Annotated in this window: 24 protein-coding genes; 17 read left to right on the plus strand and 7 right to left on the minus strand. The window is 38.6% G+C overall.

Annotated features, from left to right (window positions below):
• Nucleotides 1-35: 35 nt before the first annotated feature.
• Nucleotides 36-1,484: a M28 family peptidase gene (locus AC0IWT_RS19630; protein WP_471798451.1), complete on the plus strand. Its 1,449-nt coding sequence runs from the start codon at nucleotides 36-38 to the stop codon at nucleotides 1,482-1,484.
• A 9-nt stretch (nucleotides 1,485-1,493) separates the two neighbouring features.
• Here AC0IWT_RS19630 and AC0IWT_RS19635 read toward each other — a convergent pair whose 3' ends face one another.
• Nucleotides 1,494-1,922, minus strand: coding sequence for a CBS domain-containing protein (locus tag AC0IWT_RS19635; RefSeq protein WP_471798452.1), 429 nt, complete (start codon nucleotides 1,920-1,922; stop codon nucleotides 1,494-1,496).
• A 714-nt stretch (nucleotides 1,923-2,636) separates the two neighbouring features.
• On the opposite strand from AC0IWT_RS19635, the gene AC0IWT_RS19640 reads away from it, so the two are divergent.
• From AC0IWT_RS19640 to AC0IWT_RS19655, 4 genes are all read left to right on the plus strand, one after another.
• Entirely contained in the window at nucleotides 2,637-3,068 is a 432-nt protein-coding gene (locus AC0IWT_RS19640) for a hypothetical protein (protein ID WP_471798453.1), read from the plus strand.
• A 108-nt stretch (nucleotides 3,069-3,176) separates the two neighbouring features.
• Entirely contained in the window at nucleotides 3,177-3,638 is a 462-nt protein-coding gene (locus tag AC0IWT_RS19645; RefSeq protein ID WP_471798454.1) for a hypothetical protein, read from the plus strand.
• A 221-nt stretch (nucleotides 3,639-3,859) separates the two neighbouring features.
• Nucleotides 3,860-5,176, plus strand: coding sequence for an adenosylhomocysteinase (gene ahcY / locus AC0IWT_RS19650; protein ID WP_056871859.1), 1,317 nt, complete (start codon nucleotides 3,860-3,862; stop codon nucleotides 5,174-5,176).
• A 435-nt stretch (nucleotides 5,177-5,611) separates the two neighbouring features.
• On the plus strand, nucleotides 5,612-5,950 hold the full coding sequence (locus AC0IWT_RS19655) for a DUF6370 family protein (protein WP_471798455.1): 339 nt from the start codon (nucleotides 5,612-5,614) through the stop codon (nucleotides 5,948-5,950).
• Nucleotides 5,951-6,073: 123 nt separating this feature from the next.
• Here AC0IWT_RS19655 and AC0IWT_RS19660 read toward each other — a convergent pair whose 3' ends face one another.
• The 3 genes from AC0IWT_RS19660 to AC0IWT_RS19670 form a co-directional block, all read right to left on the minus strand.
• A complete protein-coding gene (locus tag AC0IWT_RS19660; RefSeq protein WP_471798456.1) occupies nucleotides 6,074-7,030 on the minus strand; it encodes a polysaccharide deacetylase family protein in 957 nt (318 codons plus the stop codon).
• Between the two features lie 192 nt (nucleotides 7,031-7,222).
• A complete protein-coding gene (locus AC0IWT_RS19665; RefSeq protein ID WP_471798457.1) occupies nucleotides 7,223-7,603 on the minus strand; it encodes a GtrA family protein in 381 nt (126 codons plus the stop codon).
• Nucleotide 7,604: 1 nt separating this feature from the next.
• Nucleotides 7,605-9,245 (minus strand): ArnT family glycosyltransferase, encoded by a 1,641-nt coding sequence (locus tag AC0IWT_RS19670; RefSeq protein WP_471798458.1) that lies wholly within the window; start codon nucleotides 9,243-9,245, stop codon nucleotides 7,605-7,607.
• A gap of 84 nt (nucleotides 9,246-9,329) precedes the next feature.
• Between AC0IWT_RS19670 and AC0IWT_RS19675 the strand changes: the two genes are divergently transcribed.
• The 3 genes from AC0IWT_RS19675 (at nucleotide 9,330) to AC0IWT_RS19685 (ending at nucleotide 11,761) form a co-directional block, all read left to right on the plus strand.
• Complete coding sequence (locus AC0IWT_RS19675) at nucleotides 9,330-10,046, plus strand: pyridoxine 5'-phosphate synthase (RefSeq protein WP_471798459.1); 717 nt, start codon at nucleotides 9,330-9,332, stop codon at nucleotides 10,044-10,046.
• 136 nt (nucleotides 10,047-10,182) lie between these two features.
• The gene (locus AC0IWT_RS19680) at nucleotides 10,183-11,088 is read left to right on the plus strand and encodes an EamA family transporter (RefSeq protein WP_471798460.1); all 906 of its coding nucleotides are present in this window, start codon (nucleotides 10,183-10,185) and stop codon (nucleotides 11,086-11,088) included.
• Nucleotides 11,089-11,197: 109 nt separating this feature from the next.
• A complete protein-coding gene (locus AC0IWT_RS19685) occupies nucleotides 11,198-11,761 on the plus strand; it encodes a hypothetical protein (protein WP_471798461.1) in 564 nt (187 codons plus the stop codon).
• Nucleotides 11,762-11,781: 20 nt separating this feature from the next.
• On the opposite strand, the gene AC0IWT_RS19690 is transcribed toward AC0IWT_RS19685, so the two are convergent.
• Nucleotides 11,782-12,633 (minus strand): hypothetical protein, encoded by an 852-nt coding sequence (locus AC0IWT_RS19690; RefSeq protein ID WP_471798462.1) that lies wholly within the window; start codon nucleotides 12,631-12,633, stop codon nucleotides 11,782-11,784.
• A 306-nt stretch (nucleotides 12,634-12,939) separates the two neighbouring features.
• Here AC0IWT_RS19690 and gcvP point away from each other — a divergent pair, with 306 nt between their 5' ends.
• Nucleotides 12,940-15,816, plus strand: a complete 2,877-nt coding sequence (gene gcvP / locus AC0IWT_RS19695; RefSeq protein WP_471798463.1) for an aminomethyl-transferring glycine dehydrogenase — start codon at nucleotides 12,940-12,942, stop codon at nucleotides 15,814-15,816.
• Nucleotides 15,817-16,206: 390 nt separating this feature from the next.
• On the opposite strand, the gene AC0IWT_RS19700 is transcribed toward gcvP, so the two are convergent.
• On the minus strand, nucleotides 16,207-16,569 hold the full coding sequence (locus AC0IWT_RS19700; RefSeq protein ID WP_471798464.1) for a VOC family protein: 363 nt from the start codon (nucleotides 16,567-16,569) through the stop codon (nucleotides 16,207-16,209).
• A gap of 366 nt (nucleotides 16,570-16,935) precedes the next feature.
• Here AC0IWT_RS19700 and AC0IWT_RS19705 point away from each other — a divergent pair, with 366 nt between their 5' ends.
• Nucleotides 16,936-17,520 (plus strand): YceI family protein, encoded by a 585-nt coding sequence (locus AC0IWT_RS19705; RefSeq protein WP_056871847.1) that lies wholly within the window; start codon nucleotides 16,936-16,938, stop codon nucleotides 17,518-17,520.
• Between the two features lie 413 nt (nucleotides 17,521-17,933).
• On the opposite strand, the gene AC0IWT_RS19710 is transcribed toward AC0IWT_RS19705, so the two are convergent.
• On the minus strand, nucleotides 17,934-18,698 hold the full coding sequence (locus AC0IWT_RS19710; RefSeq protein ID WP_471798465.1) for an MBL fold metallo-hydrolase: 765 nt from the start codon (nucleotides 18,696-18,698) through the stop codon (nucleotides 17,934-17,936).
• Between the two features lie 52 nt (nucleotides 18,699-18,750).
• On the opposite strand from AC0IWT_RS19710, the gene recJ reads away from it, so the two are divergent.
• From recJ to AC0IWT_RS19745, 7 genes are all read left to right on the plus strand, one after another.
• Nucleotides 18,751-20,451, plus strand: a complete 1,701-nt coding sequence (gene recJ / locus AC0IWT_RS19715) for a single-stranded-DNA-specific exonuclease RecJ (protein WP_471798466.1) — start codon at nucleotides 18,751-18,753, stop codon at nucleotides 20,449-20,451.
• A gap of 132 nt (nucleotides 20,452-20,583) precedes the next feature.
• A complete protein-coding gene (lptB, locus tag AC0IWT_RS19720; RefSeq protein WP_056871844.1) occupies nucleotides 20,584-21,324 on the plus strand; it encodes an LPS export ABC transporter ATP-binding protein in 741 nt (246 codons plus the stop codon).
• Between the two features lie 9 nt (nucleotides 21,325-21,333).
• Nucleotides 21,334-22,854 (plus strand): GH3 auxin-responsive promoter family protein, encoded by a 1,521-nt coding sequence (locus AC0IWT_RS19725; RefSeq protein ID WP_471798467.1) that lies wholly within the window; start codon nucleotides 21,334-21,336, stop codon nucleotides 22,852-22,854.
• Nucleotides 22,855-22,898: 44 nt separating this feature from the next.
• Nucleotides 22,899-23,330 carry a YkvA family protein gene (locus AC0IWT_RS19730; protein ID WP_056871842.1) on the plus strand — a complete coding sequence of 144 codons (432 nt, stop codon included), beginning with the start codon at nucleotides 22,899-22,901 and terminating at the stop codon, nucleotides 23,328-23,330.
• The gene (locus AC0IWT_RS19735; RefSeq protein WP_056871841.1) at nucleotides 23,308-23,634 is read left to right on the plus strand and encodes a DUF2752 domain-containing protein; all 327 of its coding nucleotides are present in this window, start codon (nucleotides 23,308-23,310) and stop codon (nucleotides 23,632-23,634) included. Before AC0IWT_RS19730 ends, AC0IWT_RS19735 begins: the two co-directional genes overlap by 23 nt.
• 12 nt (nucleotides 23,635-23,646) lie before the next feature.
• Nucleotides 23,647-24,126 carry a CCC motif membrane protein gene (locus AC0IWT_RS19740; protein ID WP_471798468.1) on the plus strand — a complete coding sequence of 160 codons (480 nt, stop codon included), beginning with the start codon at nucleotides 23,647-23,649 and terminating at the stop codon, nucleotides 24,124-24,126.
• Between the two features lie 107 nt (nucleotides 24,127-24,233).
• Nucleotides 24,234-24,644, plus strand: a complete 411-nt coding sequence (locus tag AC0IWT_RS19745) for a BrxA/BrxB family bacilliredoxin (RefSeq protein ID WP_056871840.1) — start codon at nucleotides 24,234-24,236, stop codon at nucleotides 24,642-24,644.
• The last annotated feature ends 75 nt before the right edge of the window (nucleotides 24,645-24,719 follow it).

Genomic DNA, 24,719 nt, shown 5'->3' on the forward strand with positions numbered 1-24,719 from the left:
TCAACCCATAAATCGACAACCCAAACCGACATTTCATGAAATATTTTTTCGCTTCTGCATTACTTTGCACTTCTTTTATGGCTCAGGCTCAGGACAATTTCGGCGACGTTTTTAAAAAAATCAATACCGACGTTCAACAAAATTCAAGAGCTTATCAAACACTTAAACAGGAAACTGAAACCATTGGCCACCGGTTAACAGGCTCTGCGAATGGCGCAAAGGCAGAACAATATGCTTTCGATTTGTTGAAATCTTATGGTTGTGATGTTCGATTTCAGCCCTTTGAAGTAGAAAGCTGGGCGAGGAAAACCATCAATGTTGAAGTTGGTAGCGATAAAAACAGTCTGCTAAAGATGAAAGCTGTTACCTTGGCGCATTCACCTGTTACAGCAGATATTACTGGTGATATTGTTGATGCCGGTAACGGCATGGAAGTAGATTATCAGGCAAACCCTGCTAAATTCAAGGGTAAAATTGCATTAATTTACTTGGGCGTTTTGCCAGGTTCGGCAGCTGGCACAAAGTCATTACACCGGTCGGAAAAAACGGCTATAGCAACAAAGTATGGCGCTAAAGGCGTTATAATTATAAACACCGTTAAAGACGGCGTATTGTTAACGGGAACGGCCTCAGTAACCGGTAAATTAATCCCAATACCTGCGGTTTGCATTGGTTTGGAAGATGGCATGCTGCTTAAAGAAAAGTTAAAAAATCAAAGTCAGGTTGCGCATATTGCCATGACGAACTTTTCCGGATTGATTAAAGCAAGGAACGTTATTGCAACGTTTAAAGGCTCAGAAATGCCCAAAGATAAGATTGTTGTTGGCGGGCACCTGGATAGCTGGGATTTAGCAACAGGCGCAATTGATAACGGCATCGGCTCTTTTGCAATTATGGATATGGCCCGTACCTTTAAAAAACTTAACTTAAAAACGAAACGCACTGTAGAGTTTGTTTTGTTTATGGGCGAGGAGCAAGGTTTGCTAGGTTCGGAGGCGTATGTAGATCAGGCGAAAAAAGCTGGAGTTATTGGGCAGGTTAAATTCATGCTTAATTACGACATGACTAATGATCCTAAAGGATTTTCGACTTCGAGAGCAGAGATGAAAGAATTGTTTACTGCCTGGGGCGCTGAAATTGTTAAGATTGATACAGGTTTCAAAAATTTATTCAACGCAGGCGCCGGTTTGCATAGCGATCATCAGCCATTTATGCTGGAAGGAATCCCTACGGGGGGCGGAGCCGGTGGAAAATTACCAAATAATTCAGGCCCTTTTTATCATTCTGATGGTGATAGTTTTAAGCTGGTTGATGAACAGGAACTTAAAAATACGGTTCGATATAGCGCAATGCTTACCTATGCCTTGGCTAATACACCGAAAATTCCGGTTGGCGTGCAAGGCGAAGAAGAATTGAGAGCGTTTTTAGAATCGCAAAACCTTAAGGAGCCACTTACTATAGCAGGGGAGTGGCGGTGGAAATAAAACCGGAGACTATCCGCTAATGTAGCTTTCCAGCTGTGAAATAGTTTGTTTTTGATCTGCGATGATGAATTTAACCACATCGCCGATTGAAACCATGCCCTTAACTTCATCATTTTCTACAATTGGTAAATGGCGAATGTGCTTTTCTGTCATTAATTCCATGCAATAGTCGATGGTATCAGTAAGTTTAATGGAAATGGGATTCGCGGTCATCGCCTCTTTTATCATCGTATCTTTTGAAGATTTGCCTTGAAGGATGATTTTTCGTGCATAATCGCGTTCTGTAAAAATGCCGGAAAGCAGTGCGCCTTGCATAACAAGAACTGCACTAATGTTTTTATCAGTCATGACTTTTAATGCATCTAAAACCGAACTGTTCTCGGTTACAGAGATAATGCGTGCCTGTTTGGCATCTAACAGATGTTTTACACTTTTCATAATTGTTTAATTTGGTTGTCTCAATTTAACAAATAATCGCCTGTAAATCAAACTTTTATTCGTGTTGTTTATATTTTTTCAAAAGAGACATCTACCACGATCTTAAACCGGAAAGCAATGGCAGAGTCCTTTTAAGGATTTTGGTCGTCTGGTTACATAAGGCTATGGACATTAAATATCGAAATCATTTATTTGGTTTTGACTTGGACCCGTTGCGTAAATTTTTAATTAGGAGTAAGTGTTAAGTTAATCGGAGCGTAATCAAGGTTACGTTTAAAAAATGATGTTATGTTTTTGAAAATTTTGTATATTGTAATTCACGATGTTGTGAAGCCATCTAAATTTTAAATGGTTAAAAGAATGATTTCAAAATTGACCACAGAATAACTAAGATGGTGATAACAGCAGGTTTCTCATTTATTCTTATGATTATCACTCTAGATTGTCCAGCCCAACAACCTCAATGTCTTTTAGCTGACAGGTCCACACGGAATCCTGATAAGGCTTGACGATAGTCTATGGAAGTTCTTTCGAATGCACTTTCTATTTTCAGTTGTGGATACTTAAATCCAAGGCAAGACCATTTCAGTTTTGCATTAAAGATTGGTTAAAATTTCCCTAATAAAATTGTTGATGTTCGTACTGAAAGTAAGCGTGTTGGAATAGAGGAGGTGATTAAGCTCTTGATGTGTGTTGCCCTCAAACTTAATAAATATGAAAACGATATTTTTTACAATACTTCTGATTTTAACCGTGGTTGTTTCTTATTCTCAGGAGCGAAAAAAACTTTATTTCTTTGCCGATACAGCGGGGAAGAATCATGATAAGAGATTGTCTATAATTTATGGTAGTCCTTTTGAAAGGACCTTTGTTTTTAATTGCAATTGTATAGGCGATTATAAGGGGATTTTTAGCTTCGTTAAACGCATTGGCAAAAAGTTTCCAGAAAAATTGGTTAGGAAATGCCCGTCAGGAGAGTACATTGGGGTAAATGAGCTCATCAAGCTGGTTGTCCAGGATGGTTACTCCTTTGATGTTCATCATGAATTAGTGATTGTTGAACCGCTAAAAGGCAAGTATAGGGTAAGCAATGTAAAAAGAGAAGTTTTGCCGCCTCCATTAGACGACACTATCTATATCCATTAACTAAATGAAGTTACTATTAGTGCAATAAATGGACTTAAGCACACAAAGGAGTATGTTTAAATGGAGACATAACTAACGGTATTTGTCTGATTAGTTAATAATGTATAAATGAAAAATTATATTTTTTGCATGCTAGTAACTGTTATTAGCTCTACATGCATTGCTCAACAAAAACAAAAACTTTATTTTTTTGCTGATACCTCTGGACTTCAACATGACAAGCGACTATCAATTACCCAAGGCACTCCTTTCGATCGGACTTTTATGTTCAACTGCAATTGTATTGGTTCTGAAAAATGGCATTTTAATCTTCTAACGCGAATTGGCAAAAATTTCCCTGACCAAATTGTCGATAAACGACCAAATGGAAAATATATTGGGATTAATAAAATCATTAAATTAGTCGTAAAATACGGATATGACTTTGATGCATATTATGATTTAATAATTGTCGAACCGTATAAGGGAAGATATCGGATAAATAAAGTCAAAAGAGAGGTATTAAGAAATACCTATGGAAAAGCAACAAATCCTCGGACGACTCAACATCAGTTATACGAGGCATATTGAAATTTGTGAGTCAGTCACGTGAGCCCGCAACCATTGCCATTAAAAAGTTATAATCCACAACTTTGAACCTATTAATTTATAAGGCTTTGATATTGATTAAACTATTGCTTAATTTTGGGCATTGGGAACGGTCACTTTCCAGGAAGGTGTGCAAATAGCATGCAAATAGAATTTAAGTTAATAATAACTACTTAATTTACAACAATTTAAAATAAATATATATGTCATCAGTAGAGACAACTTACATCCCTTACAAAGTTAAGGACATTTCACTGGCAGAATGGGGCCGTAAAGAAATCGAATTAGCCGAAGCAGAAATGCCAGGTTTAATGAGTTTACGTAAAGAATTCGGTCCAACGCAACCGTTAAAAGGTGCTCGTATTGCAGGTTGCCTGCACATGACTATCCAAACGGCTGTATTAATCGAAACATTAATTGCGCTGGGTGCTGAAGTTACCTGGTCATCATGTAATATATTTTCGACTCAGGATCACGCCGCTGCTGCAATTGCTGCTGCTGGAATTCAGGTTTATGCCTGGAAAGGTTTAAATGAGGAAGAATTTGATTGGTGTATTGAACAGACGTTACACTTTGGTCCTGAGCAACAACCATTAAATATGATTTTAGATGATGGTGGCGATTTAACCAACATGGTTTTCGATAAGTATCCGGAGTTAATCGCAGCAATTAAAGGTTTATCAGAAGAAACGACAACAGGTGTTCACCGTTTGTACGAGAGAATGAAAAACGGCACATTGCACACACCTGCAATTAACGTAAACGATTCGGTAACAAAATCTAAATTCGATAACAAATACGGTTGTCGCGAATCTTTGGTAGATGCAATTCGTCGTGCTACTGACGTAATGATGGCCGGTAAAGTAGCTGTTGTTTGTGGTTATGGCGATGTTGGTAAAGGTTCTGCAGAATCGTTAAGCTCTCAGGGTGTACGTGTAATTGTAACTGAAATCGACCCGATTTGTGCTTTACAAGCTGCGATGGAAGGTTACGAAGTTAAACGTTTAGATACAGCAATTAAAGAGGCTGATATTGTAGTTACAACTACAGGTAACTGTGATATTGTTCGTGAGAAACACTTCCGTGCTTTAAAAGATAAAGCTATCGTTTGTAACATCGGTCACTTTGATAACGAAATTGACATGGCCTGGTTAAACGGTGCTTATGGCGATACTAAAGTTGAAATCAAGCCTCAGGTGGATAAATACACAATTGATGGAAAAGATGTAATTGTGCTTGCTGAAGGCCGTTTGGTAAACTTAGGTTGTGCAACTGGTCACCCAAGTTTTGTAATGAGTAACTCATTTACGAACCAAACCCTGGCACAAATAGAGCTATGGACTAACACTGCTGCTTACGAGAATAAGGTTTACACTTTACCTAAGCATTTAGACGAAAAAGTTGCCCGTTTGCACTTAGAGAAAATTGGAGTAGAACTAGAAGTTTTAGATCAACACCAGGCAGATTACATTGGCGTTCAAGTTGAAGGACCTTTTAAATCTGACGAATATCGTTACTAAAATAGTTGCGAGTCTAATGTTAAAAAGGGATGTGCAAATTGCATATCCCTTTTTTTTTAAGACTATAGTGGCGGTTTCCTAGTCACAACAATTAGCCTAAAATATTTCAAAACGGCGCATCATCATTCCTAAGAAATCTCATTGCTGCTATGAAAATTATACCACATTACTTCAACACTATCCTTCAGTCCCTTCTGTGTTTGCATGGCCAAAAAGTTAAAAACCATCACTACTAAATCTTAATAAATTGAAAGTCTGAAAAGCAATTTAATTCAACACCATCCTTCCGTGGCTAAAAAGCAAAGAAGCAATAAACCATTTCCTCATAAATTCCTTTACTAAGCGCTCCTTACTTGCTAACATTCTGTGCTCGCTACGCTTCTCTATTTCCTCAATAAAGTAATTCTTTTAAGCTAACTTTGAAAAAAGAAAACAATGAAAAAGTTAGTATCTGCTTTATTTCTATTCGTTTACGCATTAAGCGCAAATGCTCAAACAAGCCCAAAGGCCAACACAACAAAGATAATTACTAAACAAACTGTTGATATTGCCTGCGGAGAATGTCAGTTTAAAATGAAAGGGAAAGATTGTGAGCTCGCCGTTAAAATCGACGGTAAGCCTTATTTCGTTGATGGAAAGGGAATTGATGATTTCGGTGATGCACATGGAGAACATGGCTTCTGTAACGCAGTAAGTAAAGCTGAGATAACGGGAGAAATCGTAAATAATCGCTTCAAGGCAAAGGAAATTAAATTGTTGCCAGGCAGAAAGTAATTATGTAACGGTTAAAGTGAAGTTTTGAAGTGCGAAACTATTGCCTATCACTTAGTGGAGTTTTCTGGAAAGGTGATGGTGTACGTTTAGTTTTCTTCAGTTTGCGGTTGAGTTGAAGTGCTGCTAAAATTCCTTTTCTAATCCCTGGCGTAGGTCGAAAAGTAACCATTGCTTATCGGTAACATCATTTTGTTTGGTTTTCAATAGTTGAATAAAATCTTTTACGCCAGTTTCTTCATTTCCGTTACCATGAATCAATACAATGCTGCCTTCGTTTGGCTCTTGCCCTTTCGCCAGCCAGGCATCACTGCCAATAGGAATTAAGCCATAGGCTTCAATTTTCTGTACTATCGCTTTATCTGAAACCAAACCCGGAAAACGGAAAAAAGCAGAAGGTGTTAAGCCATTTTTTAACATCAGTTTCTCGTTTTCAAGCACCTCTATATCTAAATTGGTTCCTGGCGCAAGTAAAAAATTTTCTGCAAGAGGCAAACTGTTCACTTCGTGGTTGTAACTATGGTTTACCCACGTAATATTCAATTCTTTTTTGTCAGCAAAACTTTTCAACCAATTTAAATCTTCCTGGTGTTTAATCATCCATTTTCCAGATACAGAGATTGCCAAAGGCGCTGGCTTTTCAATCTTTTTAAACTCATCGAAAACGGATTGGAATATTATCCTGTCTAATGGTTTGTGAGATGGGCATAAATCAATCGTTAAGGTAATACCTTTCTCATTAGGGATGGAATGGTCTATTCCGGCGTTCTGCAATTGCAGATCTTTTGCAGTAGCGGCGTCCAGTGCTCTTACGTAGGCGGTATTTTTAAAAAGGGCAAGTACATTAAAATAGTCTACACTTTTTAAGGAATAATTGTCCGCTAAATCAACTTTTGTATCAAGCGTTTTAGGATCAATCAAAAGTAAATACTTTGTATTGTTGTTTGTAAAACTCCTCATCGCAATTAATTGTTCGTTCGCTTTGGTGGCGATTGAAAAATTTACTCTATAGCGTTTTATGGCTAGAAAGTTTTGCGCCGAAAGTTTCAGGGTTGATATCAGCATCAATAAAAACAGGCTCATTAATTTCGACAAGTTCATCATTCCTTATTTAAAATCTTTCTAATTTAGTTCAAATCCGTTATCTTTACATCAGCGCCATGAACAAAGAAAAAGTAAAATTATGGTTTAAGCGGGTTGGATTAGTTGGGTTTTTATTTTTCCTGATAAAGGGAATAATTTGGCTTGTTGTGTTCTATTTTATCGGGAAAAACGTTACTTGAAAGTAAACATCATATTAGCCAGGAAATTCCAGATAAACACAATTACGATTGCAAAAAATTTTGCTACATAAAAGTTCGTTCCGTTTTTGCGTTGGTGAAAAAGGTAAATTATAAAAGTATTAAGTGCCAGTCCTATTAAACTTACCACCAAAAATTTGCTAAACTCTGTGCCCCAATGTGTGTTTGTGCTTTGGAAAGTCCATACGCGGTTTATCAGGTAATTATTAGTTACTGCAAGGCTAAAACCAATCGCGTTTGAAATATACTTATCAATTTTAATTTTTTCTTTAAAAAGCCAGGTTGCGCCAAAATCAATTGCCATGCCCAGCAAGCCTGTTAAACCGAATTTTATTATGCGAAAAAATAAGTCCATGCTAATGTAGCTTAACCAAATAGAAATGCTCTAAAACCTCTTTGCGGGTTTTAGCATTCAAAAACTTACCCGTTAGTTTTGTGATGTGAAAATATTCAAACTTTTTCAGTACTTCCGCACGATAATCACTTCGCAGCTTGGGTAACTCTGCTTCGGAGACGTAAATAACCAAATCTTTCAGATTTTTCGTCTTGTCCAAATCGGCATAATTGTGGAGGTATTTTACTTCGCCTGGCGCATAGAAATCGAAAGAAAAAGCATCAATGTAATTTAATACAGCAGGTTTAGCCCTAGGGTAATTTTCTTTAAGCCAGTTGCCGGCCTGCATGCCAGACTGATACTTCAATACCGCGGGATAAAAGAAAATAAAAAGAAATAAGGCCAGCGTAATTGAAACCGCTGCGCTGCGACCAATTAGGGTTTTTACTTCCTGCCCTCTAACATAAGTAAATGTGAAGATGGCACCGGCGAGAATGACGAACATAACCATTGTCGAATTTTCGAAACCGAAAAAGAACCATATGGTTAGAAGCAGACTCAGAACTATTCCAAGTATTATATTCTGAGTAATAAGAAAAGCTTTGAGTGTTTTACCCTCAAGTTTTTGAAGGAATAAAGCGGTTATTATAGAAAATTGAGGAAAGATAATTAATATGTAATGAGGCAACTGAAACTTAGAAAGTGAGAAAATTAGGAAAGTGACGGCTGCGCTTGCCCAGATAATAATACTTTCTGGCGCTAGGTTGTTTCGGTTTTTCCTTTTAAAAAGATTTATAACTGCTGCATAAAATAATACCGACCAGGGTAAGAATGCCCAAAGCGTTGTGTGTACAAAAAAGGAAACATCACCTTTCCCCTTTATCGGTCCGTTGTTAAAAAAACGGCCAAACTGGCTATCCCAAAAGAAAAATTTCAGCCCCGAAACACCAGTTCTTCCGAAAACGACCCTTTCAGGGTGTAAATCAAATTGATTATAAAGAGCGTATAATTCTGGCGTGATAAAAACAAAGATTAGAACGATAGCAATGTACCATTTCGGATTTAGCAGTTGCTTGTATTGTTTGGTTAGCAACCAATAAATAATAAAGCCGGCAAACACCGGGATGAGCACAAAAATGCCTTTAATTAGAATTGCACAGGCGGCAAAAAAGGCTCCTGCCACGATATGCCAGAAAGAATAATGATGCGCTTTATAAAAATGGTATATCGATGCAAGCGTAAATGTAGTAATGTAAATTTCGGCACGCACATCGAAAGTTGACGTAATAATATGTAGCGCACTTAAAAAGATTAATGCGCTGATGATGCCTGTTTTGTCACCGTAAATATCTTTAGCTAACTTATAAAGGTACCATGCCCCAAGCAGGCCGAAAAGAAAGGATGGAAGCTTGTAAGCAAAGGATGAAATGCCAAAAATCTTGAACGATGCTGCAGAAATCCAAAACGTAAGGTGTGGTTTATCCAACCAATCGGCCCCGCGACCATACAAATTAAACCAATCTTTAAAAAGAATTATATTTTTAGACATCGATGCGTAAAGTGCGCCATCGGGTTCCATTACGCCCCCGAAAAGTGCGGGAATGCTCGCGAGTACGAGTAAAACGATTAAAAATTTATATAGTGTAGTGTCCTTTAAATTCATATTGCTTTAAGCAAATATGAGCAAAAAAAAGTCAATTTTATTTATGGTTTCCGATTAACAAAGGCAAAGTCTTATCTTTGAAGCATGACAAAGTTATCGGTTAACATCAATAAAATTGCCACATTACGCAACAGTCGCGGTGGTAATAATCCTGATTTAGTTAAAGTTGCATTGGATTGCGAAGCCTTCGGGGCACAGGGCATTACGGTGCATCCGCGGCCTGATGAGCGTCATATTCGTTATCAGGATGTTTACGATTTGAAAGCCGCAATTTCAACAGAATTTAACATAGAAGGGAATTGTAAAGAGGATAAATTTGTCGATTTAGTTTTGGCCAACAAACCTGCTCAGGTTACTTTGGTGCCAGATGCAGAAGGGCAAATTACTTCAAATCATGGGTGGGATACCATAAAGCATAAAGAATACCTGAAAGAAATGGTTTCGGTTTTCCAGAAGGACGGCATTCGTGTCTCTATTTTTGTCAATCCGAATGTTGAAATGGTTGAAGGAGCTGCCGAAACCGGAACAGATAGAATAGAGTTATACACCGAAGCTTATGCACACAATTATTATGCAGATAGAGAAAAAGCTATCGTAAATTATGTTGCTGCAGCTCACCACGCAAACCGCCTAAAACTAGGCATCAATGCTGGTCATGATTTGGATTTGCATAACCTGCATTACTTTGCGCAAAGCATTCCGGGTTTGCTCGAAGTTTCCATTGGTCATGCCTTAATTAGTGATGCACTTTATTTAGGCCTCGAAACAACCATTCAAAAATATTTGCAACAGCTAGCCTAAATCCTTTATTATTAAAGCGAAACGCTAAAACCGCAATACTAAACAGTTGCGTTAATTGTCTGATTATCGATGTTTTCATGCTCAGATACAAAAGCCCATGTCTTTAACATGAAACTAATTAATTGATACGATATTAATGTTAAAAGGAATTCTCCTTGTCTTTTTCGGTGCCTGTAGCTTCGGTATCCTATCTACGTTTGTAAAACTCGCTTATCATGATGGCTACACCCTGGGTGATGTAACTGGTGCGCAAGCTTTTTTCGGCGCAGTAATCCTTTGGGTTTTGTTCTTTGTGCAAAGCAGAACGACCACATACAAATCCAAACAAATCAAGTTTATTACCCCCTGGTGGAAAATGATTCTCGCAGGTTCCTGTACAGGTTTGGTTTCAATTTTTTATTACCAGTGCGTTAAACTCGTGCCCAATTCGGTAGCCATTATTCTGTTAATGCAATTTATTTGGATGAGCATTTTACTTGAGTTTTTAATTTATAAAAAGAAACCTTCAGGTTTGCAATTTTTCGCAATTCTCCTGGTTTTAGCAGGAACAGTTTTGGCAAGTGGTATGGTCGAAACCTCTATCTCAAATCTTAATTTGACGGGAATCTCGTTCGGATTACTTGCTGCGATTTGTTATGCTGGCTTTTTAATGCTAAGCGGGAAAATCGGAAATGAATATCCTGCGCTTAAGAAAAGTGCATTGATGATTTCGGGCGCCTGCATTTTAATTTTCATCATTTTTCCGCCTGTGTTTCTATTCAATGGAGCATTAAACGGAAGTTTGCTTAAGTGGGGCTTGATTATTTCCGTTTTCGGAACCGTAATTCCTCCATTGTTTTATGCAGAGGGCGTTCCTAAAATCGGTACGGCATTAAGTTCCATTTTAAGTGCTGCAGAATTACCGGTGGCCGTTATGATGGCAGGATTTGTTTTGCAAGAAGAAGTTTCTTTTTTGCGATGGGTTGGCGTATGCATAATCCTGTCAGCAATGGTTCTTCCAAATCTAAAATATTTGAAAAGGACATCAAGTAAAAGCTTATAAGTCTAAACCGCTTCTTATTGGATTTTTTTTGTACTCACCCAACTTTCAGCGTTCCACCTTCAGACTGTTAAAAAAAATAAATACCTTTAAAAAGCAAAAATCTATAAACATGAAAAAATTAACCATTTATATTTTAGCAGTTCTTTTTATCGGCTTCGCCGGATGCAAAACCAAAACCACCATCAATCAGGATGAAGCCGGTTCGGTGATTACAGAATTTTTAACGGCAAATCCAGAGTATAAAACGACCCGTTTCAACTTCGGCGAAATCAAATTCAGTAGCAAAAGCGATAAGATAACACTGGCAAAATATAAAATTTTAGAGCGTAAGGGCATGGTTTCTCTTACCTTAAAAGAGGCTAATAAAAAGTTTTTATCAAAAGACAGCAGTTTTGTTTATCACATTACGCTTACAGAAAAGGCGAGTCCTTTAGTTTTAAAACAAGACGAAGATAAAGCAACTGTTAAGGTTGTAGAATACGTATTATCTGATGAAAAGCCAGTCGATTTCTCGCAGGTTAATTCGAGTACTGCCAAAGTAACGGTATCACTAAAAAAGGTGAATACGGATTTTGCCCCATTTGATAAAGATGCGAGTGAAAACAGCAATTTTATTACGAAAACCTATAAACTTAAATTGAGTAAGGATGAAGGCTGGAAAGTACAGAACTAGCGTAAACCATGAAACAGGTTTTAAGCTTTTTTCTTAACAAACCAATTTTTAAATCTCTTAAAAATATCTTCCTTTTTCGCTTTGGGTTTGCCATCGTGAGTTAAGTTATTATCGTAATGATTTTGTAGTTCTTCAGCATACTTTTTCTGTGCAGCTTTTCCCTTACTGAGGATTTTTATATAGTCTACTACATTGAAATTGAGCGTGCTGTTAAAAGAAACTGCGTGATATTCGCTTCTCGATTTCGGCTGCTGATTTTCGTTTATTTCTGCGCAGCTGTTTTCTGCAAAGTAATCGATGTGGAAAATTTGAGGATTTAGCTTTTTGAGTCTTTTTGTGGCCCGTCTTTCGTTTCGCCACGGGTGCTCGTTTTTGTAAAGTTGTGCCAGCAAATAATCTTTTTTCCAGAGCGTAACCTGATGCGACATTAAGAACTCAGATTTTTTATTGTCGATTTCTGCAACATTAAACCCATCAATAAACAGCTCTGTTGGTTTCGTTTTGTAAACGGTCGAGCTATGAAGTTTCACATGCTTCCAGTCGTTTTCTTCCGCTAAAGCAAAAAGCTGGGTAAAAAAGCTGCGGTTTACCGGTTTGCTAAGCCACATATCTTCCTGGAAGTAGAGAATATAATCTTCCTTAATTTGAGTATTTAAAAGATAAGAAAGTCGATCGGCCCAGGCTCCGTTACCCGATTTTATGTTTTCAAAACCGCTTATCTTAACATCTAGTTCTTCGGTAGCAAAATAATATTGCCCGGGAATTTTAAAATCCCAGTGTTCGGAGAAAAAATGATCAAAACCTTCGTATAGAAATTTGTAACGATCGCAGGCCTGAACTAAAATGGCAACGTTATTTTTTGATCTTGACATTTAAATGTATTGTTTAGTCAAAGGTAGGAAAACTTTAAAAATCACGTGTCTTCGCAAAAAATGGAAATTCGAGTTTACCCGCCGCACAACAGCTTCGTGAACGAATTTTATTTTTGTAAAAGCACTGCATTCCAAATAAACGAAATTCATGCCAAATTAGACAAACGTTTGTCATCATCCTTGTTAATAAACTGTGCCTGCTTTATAGCTATTTGCACTAAATAAGACACCTTTTTTACACTGCCTGATAGCGAAATACAGCATCGTTTTTGCTACCTTTGCAGCAAATTTATTATTCATAACCGCATGAGCTTAAATATCCATTACAAGGAAGATTTTCAAAATCGTCATATTGCACCAAATGAGGCAGATACAGCCGAAATGTTGCAAACTGTTGGCGTAAATTCTATTGATGAGCTAATTGAACAAACTGTTCCAACAGCTATTAGATTAAAGCAACCTTTAAATTTGCCGGCAGCGAAATCAGAAACTGAATATCTTGGCGCTTTGAAACAAACTTCATTGTTAAATAAAGTTTTTAAAAGCTTTATCGGTCAGGGTTATTATGATACCATTACGCCTGGGGTAATTTTGCGTAATGTGTTCGAGAACCCGGGATGGTATACTCAATACACGCCATATCAGGCAGAAATTGCGCAAGGCCGTTTACAGGCCCTGTTAAATTTTCAAACCATGGTTATTGATTTAACCGGAATGGAAATTGCCAACGCTTCGCTTTTAGATGAAGGTACTGCGGCGGCAGAAGCAATGTTTATGCAATACAGCACTCGTAAAAACCAATCGGCGAAGAAATATTTCGTGTCTGAACTGGTTTTTCCTCAAACAATAGACATTTTAAAAACCCGTGCAAATCCTTACGGTATCGAACTGGTTATTGGCAGTCATCTAGATTTTCTGGCTACAGAAGATTTCTTTGGGGCAATCGTTCAATACCCTGCAGGCAACGGAGAAGTTTTCGATTACAGAAACTTTGCCTCAGACTTACACACTCAGAAAATTAAGTTAACCGTTGCGGCAGATATTTTAAGCCTAACCTTGCTAACGCCTCCGGGCGAGTGGGGCGCTGACATTGTTGTAGGTACAACGCAGCGTTTCGGAATACCGATGGGCTTTGGTGGGCCGCATGCAGCATTTTTTGCAACAAAAGATGAATACAAGCGCTCCATTCCAGGGCGTATTATAGGTGTTACCATAGATAGCCACGGAGATTACGCCCTGCGTATGGCATTGCAAACCCGCGAGCAACACATCCGTAGAGATAAAGCCACTTCAAACATCTGTACAGCACAGGCGTTATTGGCAATTATGGCTGGTTTCTACGCGGCTTATCATGGCCCGAAAGGCCTGAAAGCTATTGCAGAGCGCACCCATGGTTTAGCCATCAGCCTGGCTTCAACCTTAAAAAGCCTGGGTTACGAACAATTAAATTCAGCTTACTTCGATACCATTCGTTTTGACTTAGGCGATTTAAAAGGCGGCATCCATTCAGGTTGTATTGATAACGAAATCAACTTAAATTATGTGGGCAATGTGGCTACAATTTCAGTTGATGAAACCACAACTTTTGAAGATATTACTTTAATAGCTAAAATTTTCGCAAAAGTTAAAGCTGTCGCGGCAGACCAGCTTGAAGTAATAGAAAATGTAGAAACGGTTATTCCGGCAGAGTTACAGCGTACGTCGGCTTATCTGGAACATCCAATTTTTAATTCGCACCATTCAGAACATGAAATGTTGCGTTACATAAAATCATTAGAGGCAAAAGATTTATCGCTTTGCCACTCGATGATTGCTTTGGGTAGCTGTACCATGAAGTTAAACGCTACGGCAGAAATGATTCCAGTTACCTGGTCTCACTTCGGTCGTGTTCATCCGTTTGCTCCGGCCGACCAGGTGTTGGGGTATTACTCGGTTTTTAACGAACTGGATAAATGGTTGAGCGAAATTACAGGCTTTGCAGCAATGAGCTTGCAGCCAAATGCAGGCGCACAGGGTGAATATGCCGGTTTAATGGTTATTCGTGCTTATCATCAGGATAGAGGCGATTTCCACCGTAACGTTGCGTTAATTCCTGCATCTGCTCACGGTACAAACCCTGCATCGGCGGCAATGGCCGATATGAAAATCGTTGTTGTAAAATCGCTGGAAAACGGTAACATCGATGTTGAAGACTTAAAAGCAAAAGCTGAACTTCATAAAGACAATTTATCGTGTTTGATGGTTACTTATCCATCAACCCACGGTGTATTCGAAGAAAGTATCATCGAGATTTGCGAAACCATTCACGCAAATGGTGGTCAGGTTTACATGGATGGAGCAAACATGAACGCCCAGGTTGGCTTAACAAGTCCGGCTAATATTGGTGCCGATGTTTGCCACTTAAATTTACATAAAACCTTCTGTATTCCTCACGGCGGTGGTGGTCCTGGTATGGGCCCAATCGGTGTTGCTAAACACCTGGTTCCGTATCTTCCTGGTCATGCCGTGGTCGATATCGAGAAAGGAAAATCAATTTCTGCAGTTTCATCAGCACCTTGGGGCTCGGCGTCTATTCTCATTATTTCTCATGCATACATTGCAATGATGGGTGCCGAAGGCTTAACAAATGCCACGAAATACGCCATTTTAAATGCAAACTACATGAAAGCTCGTTTAGAGCAACACTATCCGGTTCTATATTCAGGTGCTCAGGGTCGTTGCGCACACGAAATGATTTTGGATTGCCGCTCTTTCAAAGCTTTCGGCATAGAAGTTACCGATATAGCAAAACGCTTAATGGATTATGGTTTCCACGCACCAACGGTTTCGTTTCCGGTTGCAGGAACCTTAATGGTAGAGCCAACAGAATCTGAGCCAAAGCACGAATTAGATCGCTTTTGCGAGGCTTTAATTGCGATTAAAAATGAAATTACCGAAGTAGAAAACGGTACTTTCGATAAGATCGATAATCCATTAAAAAATGCCCCTCACACTGTTGCCGTTATTACAGCAAACGAGTGGGAACATGCATACAGTCGTCAAACCGCTGCATTTCCGCTTCCTTATGTGCTAGAACGCAAATTCTGGCCATCAGTTGGCCGCGTAAACGATAGCCATGGCGACCGCTCACTAATATGCGCTTGCCCGCCGGTGGAAAGTTACCTGGAAGAAATTGTCCCTTAATAGCAATTTACGATAAGCGTTGGGTTGGGTATTGTAAATACACCTATCGTTCAAAGGTGATTTGCAATCTCTTTAAAAATTATCTGCAAGTTTTGTGAAAGCATTTTCATACAGCTTGCAGATTTTTTTTTTGGAAATGACTGTCGGTATTTAATGGCCGGTTTCAGCCCCGCCATCCGCTTTACTCACACAAGAAAATTGTGTTTCGTGCCCGCTTTTGTCGGGTTTAAAAACAACAGCCAGGCACATGGCGGCAAAGTAATTTGCCCAACTTTTGTAAATGTGGGGAATAAAGATAGGCTTGACGGAGTCAAAGAATTATTCGTATTTGAAGTTATCAGCTGTTCCATGGTTTTTCCATAGGATACATATCGGGTAACCTACTGTGATTTAACTAAATTCGCCAAAATGCCATAAAATTCCTGATGGGTCATGCAGAAAACATTCTTTACCCCAGGTTTCGGTTTTTATTGCACTAAGCTTCACATTTTCGTATCTGGCTGGTAAACCGAGTGCTAAAAGTTCATCATAGAAACGATCAACATCATCAACTTCCATAAAAATCATTGTATTATCTATCCAATCTTTCACATAGGCATTTTGCAGGTAAAAGGCCATTTCTCCACTTTTGAAAACCGACATGCTGTCGCCCAAGGTTACTTCTTGGAAACCTAAATCACGGTAGAAGCTTCTTGAAGTTTCAAAATTTTTAGCGCCGATAAACGGTCGGATGGATTTTGCGTTGTGGTTCATGATATAAATTTAAACAAACAATATTATTATAAAAATATTTTACGTTTTGCAGCCTTAAATAGCACCAAAGCTATAACGGGATTTAAACGGGATTGAAGTGATATACTTTTTTGTTTCACAGGTTCTTACAACCTCGAGATGCATGTTACAAAAAAGATTTAACGTAAAGCCCGGCTAACATTCACCATAGTTCTGCATTTGCTTTTCAAAATAATATAAACAAGCTTTAATATTAAACCTCGACAACTAATTTAAGTCAATAGACTGATTTTAAATAAATCCGACTATTTTTGAAAAACTTAACATAGGTCAATAACAAGGGTCGACCTTAATTATATCTTTGTACCATAATTTAAAAACCAGAAAATGAAATTAAAAATCTCTTCAATCTTTTTATTAGTTGCAGTTGTATCATTATCAGCTTTTACAACTATTAAACCAGTTGCTTACACTGTAGATGCAGCAAAATCGACCATTACATGGGTTGGTAAAAAAGTAACAGGTTCTCATAACGGAACAATCGCTTTACAATCAGGTACGCTAAATGTTGATGGAAAAAAAGTAACAGGCGGTACTTTTACTATTGATATGAATTCAATTAAAGATGCAGACGGTAGTGCTAAATTAGAAGGTCACTTAAAAGCAGACGATTTTTTCGGTGTTGCTAAATTCCCGACTTCTACTTTCGTAATTACTAAAGTTGCCGGTTCTGGCGCTGCGGTAACAGTAACAGGTAATTTAACAATTAAAGGAATTTCTAAGCCATTAAGTTTCCCTGCAACTGTAGCTGTAAATGCTGATGGTACTGTTTCTGCTTTAGCAGGTAAAATTACTGTAGATAGAACTAAATATGACATCCGTTACGGTTCTAAATCTTTCTTCGATAGCATTGGCGACAAAGCAATTGACGATAATTTCGAATTAGCTGTTAAATTGGTAGCTAAAAAATAATTATTCCTGTTTCGGAATTTAGGAAAGTCCTGGCAATTTTGCCGGGACTTTTTTTGTTTTATAGGCTTTTCTAAAGATTTTTGGAAAGCAACTTCAGTAAAACTATTAGTGTTTGTTCCCGCCATTCGCTGTAATCTTTTTCAAACCTAAAAGGTTTTTAAAACCTTTTAGGTTTAATCAAAAGTATTTTCGCTGCTGTCGGGTTTAGAAACCACAGAACTGCAAGAAACGCAGCTTGCAAATTGCAGGTTTGGCTAAAGCCTTGCTCGCCTTATTTATTTTCCGTCAGCTAAAGCTAGGCGGTAATGAAATCCATAGCCAATCGGTTTTACCAGCTTAAGTGCTTTTGCTTTAGCCTATAGGCTTTAGTCTTTCCCCCTAAACCTTTCGCCTTTCTACCTTCAACCTCAAAATTATCTTATCCTAAATCCGCCTTCAACCGCATCTACAAAACCTGTAGCAGCGCTTTTTCCATGGTAGAATAAACATTCCCAGTTTTCATCGGCGGCACGTTTACCAAATTCTTTACGTAACTCCATGGCCTTGCGCCCGTCGAAATCATATTTAGCGATAAAATTTTTCACCAGTTCTTCGGGTTCTGGTAACACATCGCCACCAAAAAAAACTTTTTGCTTTCCCTCTGTTAACAGAAAAACCTGGTGATTGGGGCAATGAGCGCCAGTAAATTCAAAGGCGATTGTTTCATCCAAATTACCGTTGCCTTCTACAAAGTGGAGTTGCGCATTTCTCTGAAGAAATGCAAAGATATCGGCATGGTAGGAAGATGAAGTGCTGCTGAAGGCAGTTTCCCATTCGCCACGATTAATCACATATTCCGCATCCGGGAAACTAAGTTCAGTTTTATCGCCAAGTTTATGAATCATACCGCCAGAATGATCATAATGTAAGTGCGACATTAGAACTTTGGTTACATCAGTTGGGTCGAAACCGGCATTGCGGATGTTTTTATGTAAAACAAGTTCGCCATGGTCATCGCTAAAACCCAAACCTGTATCAAACAGAATCAAATCGTTCTTCAGTTCAACCAAAAACGGTTGAACATTGATAAACAATGAGCCCGGCCTGTCTTTAAAATTATGTATGGCCGTGTCGAAAGGAACGAATTTCTTCGACGCATCAACAGAATAGGTGCCTTCGAATAAGGTATGAACTTGCAAAATGTAGAGATTTAAATTAAAAAAGTATATTTACTGTTCGGAAACAAATATAATGGAAAAAAGATGGGTGCTGACATCAAATTGCAATGATGACACGGTAAAGAAAATAACGGAACAACTTAATATAGATAGCTCGCTTGCTCGGATTTTAGTTCAAAGAAACATTTGCGATTACGAATCTGCCAAAGACTTTTTCAGGCCGGATTTAGATCACCTTCACAATCCTTTTCTTATGAAAGATATGGATGTGGCCATTGCAAGGATTGAGCAGGCACTTAACACACACGAAAAGATTCTCATTTATGGCGATTACGATGTTGATGGCACCACTTCGGTTGCTTTAGCTTATAGTTTCTTTTCTCAGCTTACGCAAAATATAGAATACTACATTCCTGACAGATATTTGGAAGGCTACGGCATTTCTACCGCAGGTATTGACTACGCAAATGAAAATGGTTTTTCGCTAATTATTGCACTGGATTGCGGAATAAAATCGCTTGATAAAATAGACTACGCAAATACGCTTGGCATCGATTTTATAATTTGCGACCACCACTTGCCAGGCGATCAACTTCCAAAAGCGATTGCAGTATTAGACCCAAAACGGGCCGATTGCGAATACCCTTTTAAAGAATTGGCAGGTTGCGGAATTGGTTTTAAGCTGGCGCAGGCTTATGCGCAAAAACATCATCTTCCAAAAGAATCATATCTGCAATATCTTGATTTGGTAATGGTGAGTATTGCTGCAGATATTGTTCCGGTTGTTGGTGAAAACAGAATACTGGCTTATTATGGTATTCGAAAGCTGAATACAAATCCTTGTGAAGGTTTACGTGCTTTAATGGAGGTTTCTGGCAAAACGGAAAACTACACCATAACCGACGTTGTGTTTACATTAGGCCCCCGGATAAATGCCGCCGGAAGGATAGACCACGCCAAACATGCGGTTGCCATGTTACTTTGCCAGGTTGATGGAAATTCGCTGGAACAAAGCGAGCTTATTAATTTAAAAAATACCGAGCGGAAAACTTTCGACCAGGACATTACAAGAGAAGCTTTGGCGCTAATTGGCGATAGCGAAATTTTAATTAACAAAAAAACAACCGTTGTTTTTAATGAGAATTGGCATAAAGGTGTTATTGGAATTGTAGCTTCCCGTTTAACAGAAAAATATTATCGTCCAACAATTGTTTTAACCAAATCAAACGGCCATGTTGCAGGTTCTTGCCGTTCGGTGGCCGGTTTCGATTTGTACGAGGCCTTAAGTGGTTGTTCACATCTGTTAGATCAGTTTGGCGGACATAAATTTGCTGCCGGTTTAACCATGCAGCAAGGCAATGTAAATGCCTTTGCCGATAAATTCGAGGAAATTGTTTCGGCAACAATTACCGACGAACTTTTAACGCCAATGATTAAGATAGATGCCGAAATAGAGCTTGCTCAGATAGACGGGAAGTTTTATCGGGTATTGGCGCAAATGGGGCCTTTTGGTCCGGAAAATATGGCGCCAATATTTGTTACGCACAATGTTTACCTTGCCCAGCATGCAATGGCTGTTGGCGCAAATCATTTAAAAATAAACATAAAGCAACAAAATTCGTCTATTTTTGAGGCCATTGGTTTCGGGTTAGCAGAATTTCAAAATCTCCTGCAACCAAAAGTTCCATTTTCTGTTTGTTATACAATAGAAGAAAATGTGTGGAGAGATAAGAAGCGTTTGCAACTAAATATTAAAGGAATAAAAACTAGTTAAACAGCCCGCTGTGCCCAACACGCTTCAGATTCTGTAGAAAAGTTTCTGAAATGAAATAAGAAGGCATGGTGTGAAAATACAGATTTAGATTTGCAGTAATCGTAAATCGTAAATTAAAAATCGTAAATACGAATGATATTAAGAGCCGAAAATCTGGTTAAAAAATATAAACAGCGTACCGTTGTTAATGATGTGTCTTTCAACGTAAGTCAGGGAGAAATTGTGGGTTTACTTGGGCCGAACGGTGCTGGTAAAACCACTTCTTTTTATATGATTGTTGGTTTGATAAAGCCAAATGAAGGGAAGATCTTTTTGGAAGATCAGGATATTACCGAAGATGCCATGTATCGCAGGGCGCAAAAAGGTATAGGCTATCTTGCGCAGGAGGCATCGGTTTTTAGAAAACTGACTGTAGAGGAGAACATTCTTGCTATTTTGGAAATGAGCAAGATGAGTAAGGAAGAGCAGAAAGAGAAACTCGAGGAATTGATTAACGAGTTTAGCTTGCATAAAGTTCGTAAAAACCGCGGCGATTTACTTTCTGGAGGCGAACGCCGGCGTACAGAAATTGCCCGTGCATTGGCGGCAAACCCTAATTTTATACTTCTTGATGAACCTTTTGCCGGAGTTGACCCAATTGCCGTGGAGGAAATTCAAAGTATCGTTGCTAAATTGAAACACAAGAATATCGGCATTTTAATAACCGACCATAACGTTCAGGAAACGCTTTCCATTACCGATAGAGCCTACCTTCTTTTCGAAGGAAAAATTCTTGAACAGGGTGTTCCTGAGGTTTTAGCCGAAAATGAAATGGTGCGCAAGGTATATCTTGGTGCAAACTTTGTGTTGAAACGTAAAACCTTTGAAGTTTAAATCGGTATTATGGCAATCGTAAATTCAATTTTTACCTGGTTGATGAAGAAGCGAATCCATCAGATTGAGCTTTTTATGAAGTATCCTTATGATGTTCAGGAGGAGTGGTTTCATAGCCTGATAGATAGTGCAGAAAATACAGAATGGGGAAGGAGATACGATTATAAGAGTATTTTAACCACCCAGCAATACCAGGAGCGGGTTCCAATTCAAAATTACGATACGTTGAAGCCATATATTGAGCGCATGCTAAATGGCGAGCAAAATATTTTGTGGCCGTCAGATATCAAGTGGTTCGCAAAATCATCAGGCACAACGAGTGATAGAAGCAAATTTATTCCCGTTTCAGAAGAATCTCTGGAAGAATGCCACTTTAAAGGTGGTAAGGATATGTTATCCATTTATTGTAACAACCGGCCCGATAACCAGATGTTTACTGGTAAAGGATTGGTTCTAGGCGGAAGTCATCAGGTAAATCAATTAAACGAGGATTGTTTTTATGGCGACTTATCAGCCGTACTGATTAAAAACCTTCCGATTTGGGCAGAATATTACAGAACTCCGGATATGTCTATCGCCCTGATGGATAATTATGAAATCAAGATGGATAAAATGGCGGAGGCGACTATTCATGAAAATGTAACCAGCATTTCCGGCGTGCCAACCTGGACAATTGTATTGGCTAAAAAGGTTTTGGAGTTAACCGGGAGAAAGAATCTACTCGAGGTTTGGCCAAACCTGGAACTTTACGTTCATGGGGCGGTAAATTTTACGCCTTATCGTGAACAATTTAAAGAGCTCATCCCCTCTGCCGATATGTACTACCTGGAAACATACAACGCATCGGAAGGTTTTTTTGGAATTCAGGATCAGGATAACTCCGATGAGATGTTATTAATGCTAGACTATGGCATTTTTTACGAGTTTGTTCCGATGGAAAATATTGCTGAAGAAAATCCGAAGGCACTCTTGTTGGGCGAGGTCGAAATCAATAAAAACTATGCAATCGTTATCTCAACCAATGGCGGCTTATGGCGGTACATGATTGGGGATACCGTTCAATTTACCTCTTTGCTGCCTTACCGGATTAAAATAACCGGGCGAACGAAACATTTTATAAATGCTTTTGGTGAGGAAGTAATTATAGATAATGCTGAGCAGGCGCTAACCAAAGCATGTACGGAAACCGGTGCGGGGATTAAAGATTATACTGCTGGTCCGATTTATTTTAAAGGCGAAAAAGCAGGTGGGCACGAATGGATTATTGAGTTTGACAAACAGCCTGATAATTTTGAGAAGTTTGTTGATGTGATGGACAATACACTGAGGGAAATAAATTCTGATTACGATGCAAAACGTTTTAAAGATATGGCTTTGTGCCGCCCGAAAGTTCATAATGTACCGGCCAATACTTTTTACGATTGGTTAAAAACGAAAAATAAACTGGGGGGGCAACATAAAGTGCCGCGTTTAGCGAACGAGCGAAAATACCTCGATGATATTTTAGAAATGCTGAAATCCAAAGCATAAATACTTAAATTAAATTTTTACGTTGGTTCATAATCACTTAAAGCATGAAGTTTAACAGGAAAAAGATATTGGATTTCTTTAAAAAGTCAGAAAGCAAAGCATCAGCTATACTTAATGATAAAGCTAAAGCCAGCAACACGATTAAAGAAGCGCTGGGTAAAGCTGTTTCGAACAAAGGCGAACTCGAGGGCGTTTGGGCAAAAATGGTGTTGCTTTTCGCTATTGCCAAAGATTATGTAAACGGTGATTATACCGAAATCCCGAAACGCTCAATTATTGCCATTCTAGGCGGGTTGATTTATTTTCTATCGCCAATTGATGTAGTGCCTGATTTTGTTCCGGTTTTGGGATTTATTGATGATATTTTTGTGCTCAATCTGGTTTACAAACAAGTTTTGAAGGATTTAGAGAAATATAAAGTATGGAAAGACACTCAAATCGATTACATAGAAGATGCTGACGCAACAGAAATCTGATATATTTGATTGGTTAAGTGGCCATTTGCTAAGTTGCCCTTTCAAAGCGCAGTTCGGTTTCGACTGTCCGGGTTGCGGTTTGCAGCGTTCCGTTTTAGCCCTGCTAAAAGGAAATCTGGTCGAATCTTTCAAATTCTATCCCGCAACAATCCCGCTTCTTGCATTATTGATTTTTACCTTTATACACCTTAAAGTTGATTTTAAGTTTGGTGCCCAACTTATTAAATTGGTGTTTACGGGTATTGCGGTAATTATCTTAATCAACTACATTTACAAAATATACAACCATCAACTTATAAACTAAAAACGTCCTTTTATGTCTGAAGAACAAGAAAATCCTCAACAAAATCCATTAGAACCAATAAAGAGCAACATTCCGCCTGCCGAACCCGTACAGACGCCGCCGGCAACGCCTCCGCCATTTCAGCAACAGCCACCATTTGGCCAGTTTGGAAATGGCATGGGACAACAGAATTTGCCAAACGCTACTGTTGCATTAATTTTGGGCATTTTATCCATTCCAGCCTGCTGCTGTTATGGATTAGGTTTGGTATTCGGAATCGTGGCCTGGGTTTTAGCGGGAAAAGATATAAAACAGTATAATTTAAATCCCGGCGCTTACTCTTTGTCATCTTTAAAAAATACCAAGGCTGGTAAAGTTTGTGGCATTATCGGTGTAATTTTGAGTGCGCTTTACATTGTTGCCCTTGTTGCAATGATTATAGCCTTTGGATGGGCAGCGCTACGCGATCCAGAGCTTATGAAAGAGTTGTTAAGAGAAAAAGGTCTTAAGTAAACATTTTTCTAAACTTAATTTTACCTTAAAAATATAAATCGAACGGCTCATGCTGTTCGATTTTCTTATTTTTGTAGTCTGATATTGTAAATAAAAAACTCACGATAATGTATCCAGAATATTTAGTAGAGCCAATGCGTAAGGAATTAACTAACGTAGGTTTTGAAGAATTAAAAAATGCTGAAGAGGTAGACCAGGCCATTAAAGGCGAAGGAACTGTTTTGGTTGTTGTTAACTCCGTTTGCGGTTGCGCGGCAGCAAATGCACGCCCGGCAGCAAGAGCTGCAGCAGCACACGAAAAACATCCTGATAAATTGGTAACAGTTTTCGCCGGAATGGAGAAAGAAGCTGTTGATCAGGCTAGAAATTACATGATGCCTTTCCCGCCATCATCACCAGCAATGGCTTTATTTAAAGATGGTAAATTGGTTCATATGATTGAGCGCCATCAAATTGAAGGCCGCCCTGCCCAAATGATTGCCGATAACTTAATTGGTGCTTTTGAACAATATTGCTAATTAAGCAGAAGCTAAAAAAGCAAGGATTATTTTAATTAATCCTTGCTTTTTTTATGTTCAAGTTTGTAAAGAGCT

Source organism: Pedobacter sp. AC464, from assembly GCF_979253075.1.

What these genes read in the sequence shown, in the direction of transcription:
- AC0IWT_RS19630 (WP_471798451.1), top strand. Translation starts at nt 36, where the DNA reads ATGAAATATTTTTTCGCTTCTGCATTACTTTGCACTTCTTTTATGGCT.
- AC0IWT_RS19635 (WP_471798452.1), bottom strand. Translation starts at nt 1,922, where the DNA reads ATGAAAAGTGTAAAACATCTGTTAGATGCCAAACAGGCACGCATTATC.
- AC0IWT_RS19640 (WP_471798453.1), top strand. Translation starts at nt 2,637, where the DNA reads ATGAAAACGATATTTTTTACAATACTTCTGATTTTAACCGTGGTTGTT.
- AC0IWT_RS19645 (WP_471798454.1), top strand. Translation starts at nt 3,177, where the DNA reads ATGAAAAATTATATTTTTTGCATGCTAGTAACTGTTATTAGCTCTACA.
- ahcY (WP_056871859.1), top strand. Translation starts at nt 3,860, where the DNA reads ATGTCATCAGTAGAGACAACTTACATCCCTTACAAAGTTAAGGACATT.
- AC0IWT_RS19655 (WP_471798455.1), top strand. Translation starts at nt 5,612, where the DNA reads ATGAAAAAGTTAGTATCTGCTTTATTTCTATTCGTTTACGCATTAAGC.
- AC0IWT_RS19660 (WP_471798456.1), bottom strand. Translation starts at nt 7,030, where the DNA reads ATGAGCCTGTTTTTATTGATGCTGATATCAACCCTGAAACTTTCGGCG.
- AC0IWT_RS19665 (WP_471798457.1), bottom strand. Translation starts at nt 7,603, where the DNA reads ATGGACTTATTTTTTCGCATAATAAAATTCGGTTTAACAGGCTTGCTG.
- AC0IWT_RS19670 (WP_471798458.1), bottom strand. Translation starts at nt 9,245, where the DNA reads ATGAATTTAAAGGACACTACACTATATAAATTTTTAATCGTTTTACTC.
- AC0IWT_RS19675 (WP_471798459.1), top strand. Translation starts at nt 9,330, where the DNA reads ATGACAAAGTTATCGGTTAACATCAATAAAATTGCCACATTACGCAAC.
- AC0IWT_RS19680 (WP_471798460.1), top strand. Translation starts at nt 10,183, where the DNA reads ATGTTAAAAGGAATTCTCCTTGTCTTTTTCGGTGCCTGTAGCTTCGGT.
- AC0IWT_RS19685 (WP_471798461.1), top strand. Translation starts at nt 11,198, where the DNA reads ATGAAAAAATTAACCATTTATATTTTAGCAGTTCTTTTTATCGGCTTC.
- AC0IWT_RS19690 (WP_471798462.1), bottom strand. Translation starts at nt 12,633, where the DNA reads ATGTCAAGATCAAAAAATAACGTTGCCATTTTAGTTCAGGCCTGCGAT.
- gcvP (WP_471798463.1), top strand. Translation starts at nt 12,940, where the DNA reads ATGAGCTTAAATATCCATTACAAGGAAGATTTTCAAAATCGTCATATT.
- AC0IWT_RS19700 (WP_471798464.1), bottom strand. Translation starts at nt 16,569, where the DNA reads ATGAACCACAACGCAAAATCCATCCGACCGTTTATCGGCGCTAAAAAT.
- AC0IWT_RS19705 (WP_056871847.1), top strand. Translation starts at nt 16,936, where the DNA reads ATGAAATTAAAAATCTCTTCAATCTTTTTATTAGTTGCAGTTGTATCA.
- recJ (WP_471798466.1), top strand. Translation starts at nt 18,751, where the DNA reads ATGGAAAAAAGATGGGTGCTGACATCAAATTGCAATGATGACACGGTA.
- lptB (WP_056871844.1), top strand. Translation starts at nt 20,584, where the DNA reads ATGATATTAAGAGCCGAAAATCTGGTTAAAAAATATAAACAGCGTACC.
- AC0IWT_RS19725 (WP_471798467.1), top strand. Translation starts at nt 21,334, where the DNA reads ATGGCAATCGTAAATTCAATTTTTACCTGGTTGATGAAGAAGCGAATC.
- AC0IWT_RS19730 (WP_056871842.1), top strand. Translation starts at nt 22,899, where the DNA reads ATGAAGTTTAACAGGAAAAAGATATTGGATTTCTTTAAAAAGTCAGAA.
- AC0IWT_RS19735 (WP_056871841.1), top strand. Translation starts at nt 23,308, where the DNA reads ATGCTGACGCAACAGAAATCTGATATATTTGATTGGTTAAGTGGCCAT.
- AC0IWT_RS19740 (WP_471798468.1), top strand. Translation starts at nt 23,647, where the DNA reads ATGTCTGAAGAACAAGAAAATCCTCAACAAAATCCATTAGAACCAATA.
- AC0IWT_RS19745 (WP_056871840.1), top strand. Translation starts at nt 24,234, where the DNA reads ATGTATCCAGAATATTTAGTAGAGCCAATGCGTAAGGAATTAACTAAC.